The organism is Nocardia transvalensis, assembly GCF_015477765.1.
GTDB classification, from domain to species: domain Bacteria; phylum Actinomycetota; class Actinomycetes; order Mycobacteriales; family Mycobacteriaceae; genus Nocardia; species Nocardia transvalensis_A.
In genome coordinates, this window is sequence record NZ_JADLQQ010000007.1 from 162,423 (window position 1) to 178,750 (window position 16,328).

The 16,328-nt window shown below is 64.9% G+C and carries 6 protein-coding genes; 2 read left to right on the forward strand and 4 right to left on the reverse strand.

Annotated features, from left to right (window positions below; genetic code table 11):
- Positions 1–83 precede the first annotated feature (83 nt).
- Both IU452_RS21550 and IU452_RS21555 read left to right on the forward strand, forming a co-directional pair.
- Entirely contained in the window at positions 84–1,472 is a 1,389-nt protein-coding gene (locus IU452_RS21550; RefSeq protein WP_228818506.1) for a lipase family protein, read from the forward strand.
- A 103-nt stretch (positions 1,473–1,575) separates the two neighbouring features.
- Positions 1,576–1,938, forward strand: a complete 363-nt coding sequence (locus IU452_RS21555; protein ID WP_195110931.1) for a phthiocerol/phthiodiolone dimycocerosyl transferase family protein — start codon at positions 1,576–1,578, stop codon at positions 1,936–1,938.
- Here the strand turns inward: IU452_RS21555 and IU452_RS21560 are convergent.
- From IU452_RS21560 to IU452_RS21575, 4 genes are all read right to left on the reverse strand, one after another.
- Positions 1,899–2,792, reverse strand: coding sequence for a hypothetical protein (locus IU452_RS21560; protein WP_195110932.1), 894 nt, complete (start codon positions 2,790–2,792; stop codon positions 1,899–1,901). The genes IU452_RS21555 and IU452_RS21560 overlap by 40 nt on opposite strands.
- 134 nt (positions 2,793–2,926) lie before the next feature.
- Positions 2,927–4,510, reverse strand: a complete 1,584-nt coding sequence (locus IU452_RS21565; protein ID WP_195110933.1) for an FAD-dependent monooxygenase — start codon at positions 4,508–4,510, stop codon at positions 2,927–2,929.
- Between the two features lie 31 nt (positions 4,511–4,541).
- Positions 4,542–7,088 carry an FAD-dependent monooxygenase gene (locus IU452_RS21570; RefSeq protein ID WP_195110934.1) on the reverse strand — a complete coding sequence of 849 codons (2,547 nt, stop codon included), beginning with the start codon at positions 7,086–7,088 and terminating at the stop codon, positions 4,542–4,544.
- Positions 7,085–15,973, reverse strand: coding sequence for an amino acid adenylation domain-containing protein (locus tag IU452_RS21575; RefSeq protein WP_195110935.1), 8,889 nt, complete (start codon positions 15,971–15,973; stop codon positions 7,085–7,087). Before IU452_RS21575 ends, IU452_RS21570 begins: the two co-directional genes overlap by 4 nt.
- Positions 15,974–16,328: the final 355 nt, after the last annotated feature.

Below are 16,328 nucleotides of genomic sequence, written 5' to 3' on the forward strand. Positions count from 1 at the left end.
GTGGTCTATGTCACATTCCGTTCGGTGCTGTGGCAGAAGTATGGTCAGATAAATTACCAGATTCGTAACCCGAGGAGGGTGCGATGCGCAGACAACGGTGTATGTGGGTCTCGATGGTGGCGACGGTGGCCGTTGTGGGCGCGCCTTTCTCGAGCGCCGCGCCCGTGCAGGCGGCACCGCAGCCGCCGGTGGAGCCGCCTGTTTTCTGGCCGATACCGCCGGAGTTCGACGATTTCTACAACCCGTCACCCGAACTGGTGGCGCAGGCGGAGCCGGGCCAGATCGTGCGCGCCCGGCAGGTGAACCTGGCCAATTTCAGCGTGCTGCCGACCAATGTGGACGCGTGGCAGCTGCTCTATCGCACCAACGATTCGCACGGCAGGGCGATCTCGGGTGTCACCACGGTATTGAAGCCGCGCGGGCCGGCACCGGCAGGTGGACGCAAGCTCCTGTCCTATCAGGCGGCCGAAGACAGTTTGGCGCACTATTGCGCGCCGTCCTACGCGTGGCAGGCAGGCTCGCTGCCGCCGAATCTAACCCTGGTCACCCAGCTCGAGCAGTTGATGGCGATGATCGGAGTCGGTCAGGGCTGGACCGTATCCGTTCCCGATCACGAGGGTCCCAATTCCGCCTACGCTGCCGGTCGGCTCGCCGGACAGACAACGTTGGACGGCATTCGCGCGGTGGAAAGTTTCGAGCCTGCCCAGGTGTCCGGTACGGATACACCCGTGGCGCTCTGGGGCTATTCGGGCGGTGCCATCGCCACCTCCTGGGCGGCGGAACTGCACGAAAGCTACGCCCCTGAACTGCAGATCAAGGGTGTCGCCTCCGGGGGTATCCCCAGCGACACCCGCGAACTGGTGAAGGTGAACAATAAGGGCCTGTTCGCCGGTCTGATCTACGCGGCCATCATCGGCGTCAGCCGCGAATACCCCGAGCTTGCCGCCGCACTGAACCGGGACCTCGACCCCGTCGGCCAGGCCACGATGGCCCTCAAGAAGCCGCTGTGCACGAACTGGACATCGGCCGTGCTGCCTTTCATGGACTACCTCGGAACATTCAAACAGGATCCCTTCCTCGACCCTGTCCTGAACCAAGTATTCGAAGACACGAGCCTGGGCAAGGCGGTGCCCAAGATGCCGCAGTTCCTGTACGAATCGGTCAACGACGAGGCCACCGCACCGTGGAAGGTGGACAGCCTCGTCGCCGGCTACTGCCGCGATCCGCAGGCGTCGGTGCACTACGAACGCGACATAGCCAGCGAGCACGTCACTCTCACCGCCACGGGAGCCGCGAGTGCGCTGATCTGGCTGCGCGATCGACTCGATGGCGTACCCGCCCAATCCGGCTGCACTACCGACACCAAGACCACGATGCTGCAGGATCCCGGCGCGATGGACACACTTCGCGATTCTCTCGGAGCTGTGCTGGCGGGATTGCTCGGGCAAGCGATCGGGAGTCAGGTTCGATAACTTTCAGCGGCTTCTGCCGTCGAGCTGCGCTGGAATTCGTCGACGGTCCGATCTCCGCGTGGCTTGCTCGCGGCGTTGTTGCTGTCCATCCCACACGTGTGAGTTGGCCAAGTTGGAGGTTGCCCGCGGCGAGCCGGTGGAATTCGTTCGAAGTTTCATCACTAACACGGGCATTGTTCCGGCACTGGATATCCCGAGCGGAGTCGACTTCGTAGATTTCCGCGCGTTCACCACCGACCAGGACAATCCGGCACTAGCCGTGGACTTCTTCGTATACACCTTTCAGGGTCGGCTGAACATCGAGGTGGAGATTGCCGCCCGATACAACCAGCCGACTCAGATCAGCGAAATCTGCAGGATCGTCAGGAGGAATCTCGACGTGCTGATCGCCGACCTACCAGTCACAACCGAGCGGCGGCCGATTGATTACTCGATTCCGGCAGCAGTCCGCAGTCGGTTGATGTAATCGGCTTCTACCAGGTGGCCGAGCATATTGGGTAGGAGCGGATACCACGACTGGCCCGGATCGAGCACGCCGGTCCAGTAGGTCACCGGGGCGCAGACGTCGTGCCCTTCACCGAGCTCGGCCAGCGACCAGAAAGCGATATGCAATCGGTCGGCCGCACCCCGGTAGGCTCGCTCCAACGCGGCTTGCAATTGCTGTGCGTAAGCGAAATCGCTTTGTGGCCAGTGGAACCGGACGCCGAGGAAACTGGTGCACACATGGTTCGCCGTGGGCGGCGGCAGCGGGTTCATAGAGCCGACGAGGGCGATTGTGGCGTTCGGCGCCGCCGCCCGTAGTCGCCGCAGAACGTCCCCGTTCGGGCCATTGGTCAGCTTGGCCACCAGATTTCCGGCGCTGACCTGGGTGACATCGACATAGTTCGGGTCGACCCGGCTGTCGCAGCCACGAACGATATCGGCCAGACAGATCGGAATAGTGTCCAAATAATTGATGCCCGGGCCCCAGTGGTCGTTCGCACCGGCCTGGATGGTGACCAGCGTGGTGGCAGATCCCAACGCCCCGTCGGCGATGGCCTGGTCGACTTGAGTGCCGATATTGTTCGGGGTGGGATCGGCCATATCCGCTGCTGAGCAGGCGTAGTAGGCCCAATCCCCGGGAACGTAGGTTGACTGACCGCCGCTCTCCGGCGGGATATTCAGGTACGGTGCGTTCCGCGGATCCCCCAGCTCCCACGCATCGGCCAACCGCTGCGGCCACCCGAACGGGGTGCGGCCGCACATGTCGGTGTCGTTCACATCGGTTATCGCTCTGAGCTGCGGGTCGGTCGGCGGGAATCCGTGTAGCATCACCGCCATCGCGGTACTGTCTCCGAATGCGACATAGCGGACGCCCCCATCGGTCGTTACGGCATGGACCACCGAGGTAGGGGAGCCCGCAGCCAGTACCACCGCAGCCACCCAAGCGAGCAGGCGCAATATGCGGGTCGGCTTCATGATTGCCCACCGTCGTCGAGGAGCGCCGGTGTCGAATCTTCACGGCGTACCCGTGATCGCCGGGATGCTGCGCGCTCCCGTCCGAACCAACCGGTCAGTGCCCGGCGGAGACCATGCCTGTCGGATCCGGCTGCGGCCCAGGCGACATAACCGTCGGGGCGGATCAGCAGGGTATCCGCCGGAGCATCGGTGGCGGTGGCGATGACGGTGTCGAGGCGGTCGGACCATTCGAGGGCGGCATCGCCCACCGAGCCGGTGAGGTCCAGCAGTAGCGGACGGGCCGAACGGAGGAGCTCGGCGATCCGTGCGGTGCCACCGCCGGTTTCGACCGTGAAGTCCGGGACGAACCGACCGGCGAGTGGGTGATCAGAGCAGGTGTCGTACCGGACATCCGCACCGGCCAGCAGGTGTGCGAGGTGGTCGGCGGCGGCGGGAATCCGGAGCAACTCGCCGAAAAGCTGCCGGAGCGCGGTCACCTCCGGACCGGGGGCCAGCAATCCGCTCTGGGCCAGTGTGTGCATCATGACCCGCTCAGCGACCGGACGCCGCTCGCTGTCATAGGTGTCGAGCAGGTCGTGTGGCGCCCACCCCTGCACATGGGCGGCCAGCTTCCAGCCCAGATTCGCGGCGTCCTGCAGGCCGAGATTCAGCCCTGGGCCCGCCATCGATGAATGCACGTGCGCGGCATCGCCGACCAGCAGGACGCCGCCGGTGCGGTAGCACTCGGCGATTCGGGTACTCTGGCCGATGATGCGCCGCATCCCGTGCGGGCCGGGCCCGGTCGGCGGCCGCACCGGCAACTCGGCACCCACTACCCGGCTGATGCTATCCCGCAACTCGTCGAACGCCATCGGTGCATCCTCTGCGACCGGGTCGGCGCCGTATTCGATGGTGGCGACCCGGGTTCGGCCCGGCTGCAACTCGGCGACCATGATCGTGCCGCTCTCGAGGCGGTTCCACTCGACCTCGACCGGGTCGAAGCCGGGCGGCTGCAGTCGACCGTCGGGGGTCCGCAGGTTATCGGGAATGACGACGGAGCCCATGCGGATGATGGGCTCAGCGCTCGTGACACCCGGAAAGGCGATGCCGGATCGTTTGCGTACCAGGCTCTTTCCACCGTCGGCGCCGACGAGGAACCGGCTGTTGAGCCGGTACAGCCCCGTGGGCGCCGTCACGGTGGCGGCGACGCCATCGTCGTCCTGTGTGAAATCGGTCAGGGCATGGCTCCAGCGAATCTCGACACCGAGCTCGCGGGCCCGCTCGGCCAGCAGGCAGGTGAGGTCGTGCTGTGGAATTGGCCAGGCGTACATCGGGTTTTCCGGCACGGTGGAGAATTCGACGAACATCCCGCTGAACACCCAGAACGGGATAGGCTGCGGCTGCTCGCCCGGGTAAAGCGAGCGCATATCCATCAGCCGAACAACCTGACCGCCGAGGCCGTTGGCCTTCGGCTCGGCGCTCGGTTCGGACAACGCCTCGAGGACGATCGGTGCGACCCCGCCGAGTGCGAGCTCACAAGCGAGCATGAGCCCGGTCGGACCAGCGCCGGAAATGACGACATCGGTGCGAGTTTCGACCATTGTGAACACATCTCCGTCCGGTTTTCCGGGGTCAGCCAACCATTTCGCGCACGTGTCGCGGGTTCGGCGCCGTTTCGACGGTTTCGGCCAGGACGCGAATCGTGTTGTCGGCCAGGAATTCTGCCCGGCGCATCGGGATCATCTCCGGCACATACGAGAGGTTGAGTGACAACTCGTCGGCGTCAACCGTCGTGGTGACCATGACCAGCCCACTCACCGAGATTCCCGAGACGACCTGCACATCACCGAGTCGCCATTCGCCCAGCTGCCGGGGAAACGACGTATCAACGATGGGCATCAGGCATAGCTGGCCGGATCCGTTGTTCTGCATGGCCCGCACCGCTGCCGTGCTGGTGGCGACCGAGGTCGGCGCCAGCACGGACATAATGTTCACTGTCGCCAGATGGTCGCCGCGCGCGATCCGACGAGCCAGATCGCGATCTATCTCGCCGGCCAATTCCCAGCGAGAGCCCGTGCGGGAGTAGGTTCCCACGGTCTCGGTCATCGCCTGAAAGGCGCCGAGGTCCCAGGTCGACGGCGTGCCGTCGAGCAGGTCACGGTAGTCGACGCCGAGCCCGATGGCGTGCGCGGTGCCGTCGGCGATTTCGGCTTCGCGGCCTGCCGCGGTGAGCAGCGCCGCAGCCAGGACCGCGCGGAGGCTCAGACCACGTCGCCGAGATTCCATGGTCAACGCGCGAGTGTGGGCTCGGCTCAACGTCCGATGGATCACCTGGGTTGTTCGCTGACGGGGCTCGACAGCTGTAGTCGCCGTCACCCGGGCCGGGCGGCGCAGCAATCCGTTGCGCTGGTCTCGCAGGATCGAGGCCGCGCCGTGTCCCAGACCGCGAAGGCCTCGATGCGAACGCGGAAGCAGGTCCTCAGGTCCCGCGATCGCCGGATGTCCCATGGTCGGTCCGTCCTCGATGGATCCGCTGCGGCGATGACGGTCGGCCAAAGCGACGGTCTGCTGCAGCAGCGACAGCATCGCCGGGGGGTCTGCTATGGCGTACGTGGACGTCATGATCAAGTTGTGCCGTTGCGGACCGGCGGTGATCAGCACGGCTCGAACCATCGGACCGCGGGGATCGAGAGGCTCGATCAGCTCGCGGGAATTGATCTCCGACAACCAGGCGTCGGGGTCGTCGGAGCTGACCCGTCGCAGCGCGATCGGCCGGTCGGCGACCGGAACCCAGCGAGGATCACGCCCGGCATCGTCGGCTTCGACGGCTGCGCACAACAGCGGGTGACGTCGCTGCAGTGCGGACAGCGCGGCAGCGACGTCGCCTTCGGACAGCGGGCCGTCGATGCGGACCCGGGACACGATGTTCAACGGCGACAGTTGATCGGCTATCCAATGCCAGCGTTCGGTATTGGTCAACGGTCGAGGAAGATGGGTGGAGCGGGTGGACACGCCGGGGAAGGTCATCGGCTTCGCGAGCGTCCGGATGAGTGTCGAGTGCGGTGCGACGCGAATGTAGTTATCGCGCCCGGCGATCAGCAACCGGTTCGTCGTCTGTTCGACGGTTCCGAGCATTCGAGAGTCCTCGACCATCGATTTGGTGCGGGCGAATCGACGTTTTTCGTAGGTTCGCAGGGCCGCGGCGGCGTCGGGCACGGTGGCAAGCGCATGAGCGAGCAGCACGGCGTCTTCGATCGCGGAATTTGCTCCCTGGCCCAAGGCGGTCAGCATCGGATGTGCCGCGTCGCCGAGCAGGGTCACTCGTCCCGTTCCCCATGAGGCAAGCGGTACACGATCCTGAGCGGGGACGGTGACGATGTCCGACAGGACGGTCGAGGCGATCAGTTCATGGGTCTCGGGAGCCCAATCTCGGAAGATCTCGATGAGATCGTCGGTGGTGCCCCGCCAGCTGGCGGCTTCCGCGGCCGGGACGGTCCGCGTGCCCCACCAGTACACTCGGTCATGCCCGATGTCGTGGATCCCGAACCGCATTCCCCTGCCCCAATACAAGTGGCCGTAACCGTCGTGGGGTACATGGGTGTGGGTGGAGGGATCGTAGGGAACGCACGCGAGCCAGCAGACGTATCCCCCGGGTCGCGGCGGGCTCGGCGGATGCAGATGGGCCCGCACGGCCGAATTGATGCCGTCGGCGCCGATGAGGACGTCTCCGCGCGCCTCAGAACCGTCATCGAAGCTCACCGTGACTCCGGTGCCGTCGTCGACGAATCCGACTGCGGTGGCTCCGAAGCGGATCGGGATGTTACCGGTGCCGGTGTGCAGTGCCTGCATGAGATCACCGCGATGGGTGAAGAAGCTATTCGCACCGAGGCGTTGATGCAGATCTGCCATAGGAAGCCGTCGCATCACGCGGCCATCCGGCTGCCGGTACACGAACCCGTGAAAGCGGCCTGCTCGGCGTTCGATGTCCTCGTCGATACCTAATCCGAGGGTCCGCAACGCGGTCATCCCGTTGCTGTAGATGGCCAATCCAGCGCCGTCGGAGCGCAACTCCGTACCGTGCTCGTAGACTTCGACCTCTGCTCCCGCCGCCCGTAGGGCCGCGGCTGTGGCGAGTCCGCCGATTCCGGCGCCGACGACGACAGCTTTGAGTGGCCTCATCGCAGGATCCTTTCCTCGCAGTTGTTGTGATGGATCACCTTCGCCAACGTTTCGGCGAGGATTGCGACGAACGGCTCGTCCATCATCGTCAAGTGATTGCCGGGCACATCGATCACGGCGACCTTGCCGGTCGTCATCGTGTCCCAGCCGTTGGTGGCATTGCGATACAGGCTGCCGACCGCCTCGTGCGCCGGTTTCAAGATCTCGGGCAGCGGTTCGCCGGCGTGGAAGAGCGTCAGATCGTGGTCGGTGGGCTGCGGCCGATAGTGGACCGCGGCCTTCCAGGTGGTCGCGAAGACGGCGAACAACCTCCGGATCAACCGACGTGAGGAACCCTCGGGGACAACACCTTCGGCGACCGCCCGGTCCAGTATGAATTCCAGCTTGTCGTCCTCGGTGCGCAGTTCGACGGGGATCTCGGGTACCGGTGCCTGCGATGCTCGGTCTCCTCGCAACAACTCCCACATGAACAGCTGATGGGTCGCCATCGCCATCGCGTCGGCGGGAACGTTCGCGCGCCCCATCATCGAGTCGAGTAGGGCGAAGGTGGCAACCTCGTGACCCGCCGCCTCGAGCTGGTGCAGCATTTCGAAGGCGATGAGTCCTCCCAGTGACCACCCACCGATGTGGTAGGGGCCTTCTGGTTGCACCCGCCGGATGGCGCGCACGTAGGCGGCGGCCATGTCTGGAATCGTCTCCAGCGGGGTCGTCCCCGCATCGATTCCCAACGCCTGCAGAGCGTATAGCGGTTGATCCGCCGGAAGGTGCCGGGCCAGCGCGGTATAGCTGGAAACCGTTCCGCCGACGGGATGGACGAGGAACAGCGGGGGGTTGTCGCCGGAGGGTTTGATGGCCACCAGCGGGTCCGGCGCCGGCGCCGCCGATCGCCCTCGCACCAGCTCTGCCAGGGCGGCGACGGTCGGTGCCGCTACGAACGACGACATCGGAACCTCGATGCCATACCGACGTTCCAGAGCCAGAATCAGCCGGGTCGCGGTGATCGACGTTCCTCCGATGTCGAAGAACCCGTCGTCGATGCCGACGGTATCGGTGGCGGTGACATCGGCGACCAGATCGACGAGTTCGCGTTCGAGCCCGTCGCGTGGCCCGGCCGTGGTGCGGGGCGGCGTGGAGGGGGTCAGCGGCAGTCGGCGCAGCATGGCATCGGCTCGTTTGCCCGAGGGCGTACGCGCGATGGCATCCACCCACTCGAAATGGGCGGGAACCTCGTAGCTGGGCAGTGCCGCGGCAACTCGTCGGCGGATGTCGTCGATATCGGCCGTGGTACGGTCACCGACGAGATAGGCGGCGAGGATGGTGTCCGCGCTGGATTCGGATGGAGCGCCGTCGAGGGTACGGGCGACGACGGCGACTTCCCGCACCGCTGGGGCGGCTGCCATGATCGCGACCTCCACCTCGGCGGTATCGACACGGAACCCGCGAATCTTGACCTGAGTGTCGAGCCTGCCTTCGTATGTGATGTATCCGCCGGGATGGCGACGGCCCAGATCCCCGGTGCGGTAGAGCCGGGCGGCGGGCTCGCCGCCCGGATGCGCGACGTAGCGTTGCGCGGTTAGATCCGGGCGGCGTTCGTATCCGTCGGCCAGAACTGCTCCGCCGAGGTAGATCTCGCCGAGCGCGCCGACCGGAACCGGGCGCAGGTGCGGGTCCAGTATGTGGATTTCGGCTCCCGCGATCGGTGCGCCGATCGGTGGGAGGAGTGGGAAATCTCGGGGATCGCCGGTGAGGGTGTGCGCGGCTGCCACGTGCGTTTCCGTAGGCCCGTACTGGTTCTCCACCACCGGCCGACCGGGAAGCGCGGCGAGAAATGCCTTGATCTGTGGGGTGATCCGTAGCTGTTCGCCCGAGGAAACCACCCGGGACAGGTGATTCGGATAATTGTTCGTCGCGGTCGCGACCTGCGCCAGTTGTTGTAATGCGACGTAGGGCAGGAACACCCGCTCGATCGACGCGAAGTCGAGAATCCGCACGAGCGCCTTGGCGTCGGTTCGCAGTTCCTCATCGGCCAGGTGCAGGGTACCGCCGCCGCACAGGGTCGAGAAAATCTCTTGGAACGCCACATCGAACGTCAACGGCGCCAGTTGCAGGGTGTGTGGTGCGCGATCTCCGATGCGTCCGGAGTGCACCGACAACTGCCAGGCAACGAGATTGGCCAGCGCGCGATGGGGCATCGTGACCGCTTTCGGTCGACCGGTCGAGCCGGAGGTGAACAACACGTATGCGGTCTGCTCGAGGTGATGCGGTAACACTGGTGCCGGAAGCGAGGTCGGTGCGTCGAGCAGGTCGGCGACATCGACGGCGAGCGAACTCGCGATTCCGTCGACGATATCCCCATCGATCAACACCAATCGCGGTGCGGCATCGGAGATCATGCCGCGCAATCGTGCGGCCGGTTGCCCCGTATCGAGCGGGACAACCGCCGCGCCGATGGCCGCGACACCGACGACCGCGGCAATGCGTCCCGGCCCCTGAGCCAACGCCACGCCGACTCGACCACCGGGACGGACGCCACGGCCCCACAGGGCGCCGGCGATCCGCTGAGCCTGTTGCCACAGCTCCCGATAGGTGAGCGTCCGCTCGTCGTGGACGACGGCCACTGCGTCGGGAACGCGATCGACGTGAGTGGCGATGGCGTCGAGCACGTGCGGAGTCGACAATTCCTGTGGGCGAGTGAGCGGTTCGGCAGGGGCCGAGGCGGTGAAGTCGACGGCCCGGTCCGGGTTGGTAGTGAGAGTGCCGAGAATGGCGAGGTAGGCGTCGCCGAACGCCTGGGCGAGTGCGTCGTCGACGTGGACTCCGTCGGCGTCGATCCGTACATCCAGCGAGTTGTCCAGGGGATTGTCGATCGCGTTGAGCAACAGGGCGAAGTTGGTCTGCTCCTCGACTTCAAAAGCAAGGACCTCGACGTGGGGGTTGGCCGACAATGATGCCGTGATATGGAAGTTCGCGTAGTTGAACGCGGTCACGATGACATCGGCGCCGCCCTGATCGTGTTGGATGGCGCTCAGCGGATACGCGCGGTAGGGGTCGAGTTCGAGTTCAGTCGCGCGGACCGCGTCGATGACCTCGCGCCAGGTCCGGCCCGGGACGGACAGGTCGACGGGGACCGGAATGGTGTTGAGGAACAGTCCTGCGACGTTTTCGGCGCCGAATCGGGCCGGCCGGTTGTGTGTAACCATGCCGGTGGTCACATGTGGCGATCCGGAGAACAACCGCAATGTCAGCGTATACGCGGCAAACAGAATCGTCTTGGCGGGCACTCGTTGCTGTGTGGCCAACACCCGGGCGGCATCGGCAACGGCGGACGGAATCCTCATGCTGCGAGTGATGCGGTCGGCGGATCCGCTGCCCGCCGACCCGCTTGCGCCGATCGCGGTCGGCTCCGTGCCGCGCAGTGTGTCCTGCCAGAACCTGCGCATCTGCGGTGCGGCCAGCGCCTGCCGCTCCGCGCGGACGAACTCGGCGTATGTGGGCGGGTCGCCGGTCTCGACCGGGGACGTTGTGTGGCCTGCCTCGTACAGATAGTCGTCGAGCAGCTGCGACATCAGCATGGCCAGGCTCCATCCGTCGAGGATGGCGTGGTGAAAGCCGATTACCACATCCACGGCATCGGGGTCCGGGAGACGAAAGGCGTGGACATGAAACAGAGGCGCCACATCGAATCTATAGGCATGCGTGCGCCACTGCCGAACGTGGTCGGCGATCCGCTTGCCCGCATTGCTGTGGCTCTCGGTAGACAAGTCGGTGGTCGCAAACGGGAGCGGCACTTCCCGGTGCACGATCTGCAGCGGTTGGCTGAATCCGTTGACGTCGAACGAGGTCCGCAATGCCGGATGCCGCTCGACCAACCGCGCACCCGCTCGTAACCAAGCCTGCTCGTCCCAGGGCAGACGCAGGGTGTAGCGAAAGACATCGTGGTACAGCGTCGAGGACTCCGATTCGATGCTGTGGTACAGCATCCCCCACTGCAATTGCGCCAGCGGGTAGGCATCCGCGGCGAAACCCAATCGGTCACGGTCGATATCGGCGATCAATGCGAACGGCGTGACCGACTCCTGTACGGCCTCGCCCTGCCGTGCCACCCGCGCCAGCTCCGCGACAGTCGGGTGGGTGACTACGTCGCGCGCAGTGACGCGCAGGCCTCGTCGACCGGCCAGCGCACACACCTTCAACACCAGCAGCGAATCGCCGCCGAGGGCGTAGAAGTCGTCCTCGGTTCCCACCGGATCCACCCCTAGTACTTCCGAAAATGCCTGTGCCAGAATCCGTTCGGCATGGGTGGCCGGGCGCGTGCTGGTCGCGTGCAGCGGCCGGTTTTCGGTCGTGGTCGCTCGGGGGATTGGTGCACCGGGAGGCAGACGTCGGGCAGGTGCCAGGGCCTTGATGCCGAAAAGCTGATCAGGATGGGTGATCAGTGCGTCAAGGGCGCCCAGGTAGGTGTGGATGTACGCATCGACCGAGGCGTTGGTGTTGTGCATCGCATCGGCGTCGAGGCGGATGAACATCGACTTGTCCACCGGGTTGACGACGAGGTTGACCATGAGCTGAAAGTTGGTCTGCTCATAGGTATCGATGTCGACGATCTCCACATCGGCGCTATTGAGTAGTGGTGCGGCAATGTGGAAGTTGACGAAGTTGAATGCGGTGGCGATCACCGGTGCGCCGCGGTCGCGTTGGATGGCGCTCAGCGGGTAGATCCGATACGGATCCAGCCGCAGTTCCTGATCGCGGACGGCCCGGATGATGTCCCGGCTGATCCGGTTCGGGCCGGACAGATCTATACGCACCGGGATGGTGTTCAAGAATAACCCGGCCGCCAGTTCGGCTCCGAGCCTGGCAGGCCTGTTGTGGGTCACCTGTCCCGTGGTGATCTGGGATGACCCGGTGATCAGGCGCAGCGTCAGTACGTGCGCCGCGAACAGCACTGTGCTGATCGGCATGCGTTCCGCCGCGGCGAGTTCGCCGACGGCCTCTGTCACGACGTGCGGCACCGCGACCGTCCGCGAGAGATGGGCACCGCCGCCGTCGATGGTGGTCGGCTCCGATCCATCGAGGGTGGTTGCCCGGCTGTCGTGCAGTTCTTCGAGCCAGAATCGGCGTATGCGGTCGGAGGCCAACGCTTCTTGCTCGGCGCGAACGAAATCCGCATGGGTCGGCAGAGTTTCGATCTCGATAGCCCGATCCACCGTGTGGCCGGTTTCGTTCAGATAGTCGCCGAGCAACTGCGACACCAGCATGGCCACGCTCCACCCGTCGAGGATGGCGTGATGGAAGCTGAACACCACCTCCACGATGTCGGGCAGCCGGAAGGCGTGCACCGCATACAACGGCGCGGCATCGGGGCGGTAAGGGTACCGGCGTTGCTGCTCGATGTAGTCGGTGATGTGCGCCGTTGCCGCCGCCGCGGTCAAAGACTGCAGATCCGTCGTGGTGAAGGCCGACGGCACTTCCCGGTGCACGATCTGCAGCGGTTGGCTGAATCCGTTGACGTCGAACGAGGTCCGCAATGCCGGATGCCGCTCGACCAACCGCGCACCCGCTCGTAACCAAGCCTGCTCGTCCCAGGGCAGACGCAGGGTGTAGCGAAAGACATCGTGGTACAGCGTCGAGGACTCCGATTCGATGCTGTGGTACAGCATCCCCCACTGCAATTGCGCCAGCGGGTAGGCATCCACGGCGAACCAGAGCCGAGACCGGTCGTTGTCGGTGACCAATTCGAAGGGCACGACCGGTTCTTCTGTTGTCGTGGACGGCTGGGCTATCCGCGCCAGCTGGGCCACACTCGGGTGAGTGATCACATCGCGCGCGCTGATCTGGACGCCACGTTGTCCCGCTATCGCGCACACCTGCAACACCAGCAGGGAATCCCCACCGAGAGCGTAGAAGTCGTCGTCGGGGCCCACCGAATCCACGCCCAGCACTTGCGCGAACACGTCGGCGATCACGCGTTCGACGCCGACCGCGACCCCGTCGCGGATGTGGCTGGGCGCCGTCCGTCCGGCAAACGCGGGCAACGCCTTCCGGTCGACTTTCCCGCTGGGACCCAACGGAATTCGATCGAGTCGCTGGAATTGTGCGGGGACCATGAACTGGGGCAGCACGGTGACCAGGTGGGCTCGCAGCCTGCGGGGGTCGAGCTGATGGTCTGCGACGTAGTACCCCACGAGCACAGTTCCCCGAATCGGGTCGTCGAGGACAGTGGCAGCCGCAGCACGCACGGCTTCGGCCGACATCAGGGCGTCCTCGACTTCCCCGAGTTCGACTCTGTTTCCCCTGATTTTGACCTGGCTGTCGATGCGACCGAGGTATTCCAGCGAGCCGTCGGCCAGTCGGCGGACGAGATCACCGGTGCGGTAAATCCGCCCGTCCGCTCCGAATGGGTTGGCATGGAATTTCTCCGCGGTCAGCGCGGGTCGGTTCAGGTAGCCGCGAGCGACGCCGGCGCCGCCGATGACCAGCTCGCCCGGCATCCCAATAGGTTGCTCGATATCGTTGGGCCCCAACACGTGCAGCTCGATATTGTCGATGGGGTGCCCGATCGGAACCCGCGCGGCACCGACATTCGGGTCGGCGTGTGTTTCGTGGTAAGTGACGTCGACGGTGGCTTCGGTTGGACCGTACAGGTTTACCAGTCGCACCGAGCGCTGGCCGTCGCGAGCGAACACGCGGTTGAAGCGGTCGACCAAGCCACGTCGCAATGCTTCGCCGCTGCTGAACACCAGCCGGAGTGTCGCTGTCTGCGCCAGTCGATCGGGTTCGCGTTCGAGCAGGTCCAGGAAGGGGTCGAGCATCGACGGCACGAAATGCATCACTGTGACGCCTTGTGCGGCAATGGCATCGAGCAGTTCGGCGGGGTCCTTCTCCGCGCCGGGCGGCAGCAACGCGAGTTTGGCGCCGGACAGGGTCCACCAGAACAGTTCCCACACCGAGACATCGAACGAGATCGGTGTCTTCTGCAGAACGACGTCGTCGGCGTCCAGTTGATAGGTGCGCTGCATCCAGCCGAGCCGGTTGATCACCGAATGGTGTTCGATCATCACGCCCTTGGGACGTCCGGTCGATCCCGACGTGTAGATGACGTACGCTAAATCCCGCCCGGTCGCCACCGGTTCGGCCGGCACCGGGTCCGGTAGCGGATCGTCTACGAGAACGAATGGCAGCTCGGGATGTTCGGCGATGAGGGCCAGATCGCGGCAGGCCAGAACCGCGGGCGCGGCACTGTCGGACAGCAGGTATTCCACTCGTCGGCGGGGATAGTTCGGGTCAATCGGCACATACGCCGCACCACACTTCAGCGTCGCCAGGATTGCGACCAGCAGTTCCGGCCTGCGCTCCATCACCACGGCAACGCGATCACCGCGGCGTATTCCGCGCCTTCGAAGTACGGTGGCCAGCGCATCGGATTTCGCGTCGAGTTCTGCGTAGGTGAGCGTGCCCGTGCCGCGCACGGCCACGGCGTCCGGTGTCCGGCGGACCTGCTGCGTGAAGGCTCGATCCAAGGTGAGCGTGCGGTCGTAGGGATACGCGTTGGAATTCCACCGCGCAATGGCCGCTTTCTCCTCCGGGAGCATCGGATTTGCCTGGCGGAGTTCGAACTCGGGATGCTCCGCGATCATGGTCATCAGGTGCAGCAGCCGTCGGCCGACCATCTCGATCGGATGATCGGCGTCGAAAACATCCGGATAATAGTCGATTTCCAGCGTGACCTCGTCCTGGCTGTACTCCCGCAGATACATCTGCAGAGCAATGGGGGAGTGGCCCGCCGGATAGATCCGGAAATCCTCGAGCTTGTCCGAAAAGGCTCCCAGCATCGGGAGGCGCACCTTCGACACCGCGACGTCGAACAACTGCCTTCCCGGTGGTGCGGACTCGGGAAGGTTGTTCAGCAACGAGCCGAAGCTGATCCGCTCGTGCGGCTTCGTGGCATCGATCTCGTCCTGGATACGACGGGTCATCTCGCCGAGAGGCGAGTCCTCTACCAGCCTTATCCGAAGCGGGAGCATGTTGGCGAATGTGCCGAGCGTCGACCGCTCCGACTCCGACCGACGGTTTCCGAACGGGACCCCGATCACCACGTCATCGGTACGGTGCATTCGGCCCAGGTAAATGGCGAGGCTGGCCAGAAAATGAGAATACAACGACGTGGACCGGGTGCGGATGCACTTGACGAGATCCGGCTCGAGCACGAACGATCGGTGCTCTGGCCGGAACTCGTCGGCCACGCGGGCTGCTCGATCGAACAGCGCCGGCCGATATCCGTCCAATCGGGTTCGAAAGAACCGAAGATCGTCGGACCACGCCTCCGAGCCGGTGTAGTCGGCGACGCTGTCGGCGAACTCCCGATACGACGAACCGGCTACGTCGAGGGGCTGTCCGGTCATTATCCGAGCGGTGTAACTGCGGAGCAGTTCGGGCATGAAGATCCCCAGCGACATTCCGTCGGCAACGAGGTGATGACTGCTGAGGAACAGATAGTGGACCTCGTCGCTTTCCCTGAGGAGGAAGACCCGCGCCATCGGCCCGCCGTCGGTGAACTCGAATGGCTGGCCAGCGGTGTGCTCCATCCATGCCGTGCAAGCGTTCCTAGGGTCGGGTTCGCCCGAAAGGTCCACGTATTCAATGTCAGGCGGGATCTCATCACTCACCCATTGGAACGGGATACCGTTCTCGGATCCGAAGCGCAGACGTAGTGCGTCGTGTCGGGCGTGCAGGTCTCGAACGCACTCGTTCAACGTCCGCATATCCGGAGTACCCAACATCCGCACCGAGCTGACCGAGTTGTAGGCGGCGCGTCCCGGGAACAGGACTGCCTGCGTCCAGATGTCGCGTTGGTATTCGGTCAGCGGAAATCTGTTCTCGGACATGCCGAACAATCCTCTCGCGATCCACAGGGCCTCCGCCGAGCCGATCTTGTGACCACGTCCGGCGGGGAACCCTCGAACTTCACGGTGGCTGCGATCAGATCAGCTCGCGTGCGGATCCGCCTGTCGCAGTGCCAAAAGACCGAGCATACTCGAGTATAAGTGCGCTCACTATTTGCGGCAATGCATGTGGCGACTCCCACAGCGCAGGTCGCCGGATGTGGCCCCGAGGTCCGGGACGGGGTGGTAGCCCACATCGTGGGACCGATCCCGAGGCGTGCGGCGGCGGCCCGGATCATCACGGTGGTGGCGGGTGCTCTCTGCTCGGCGACCTCGTAGATCCGTTTGTTCTGCGTGA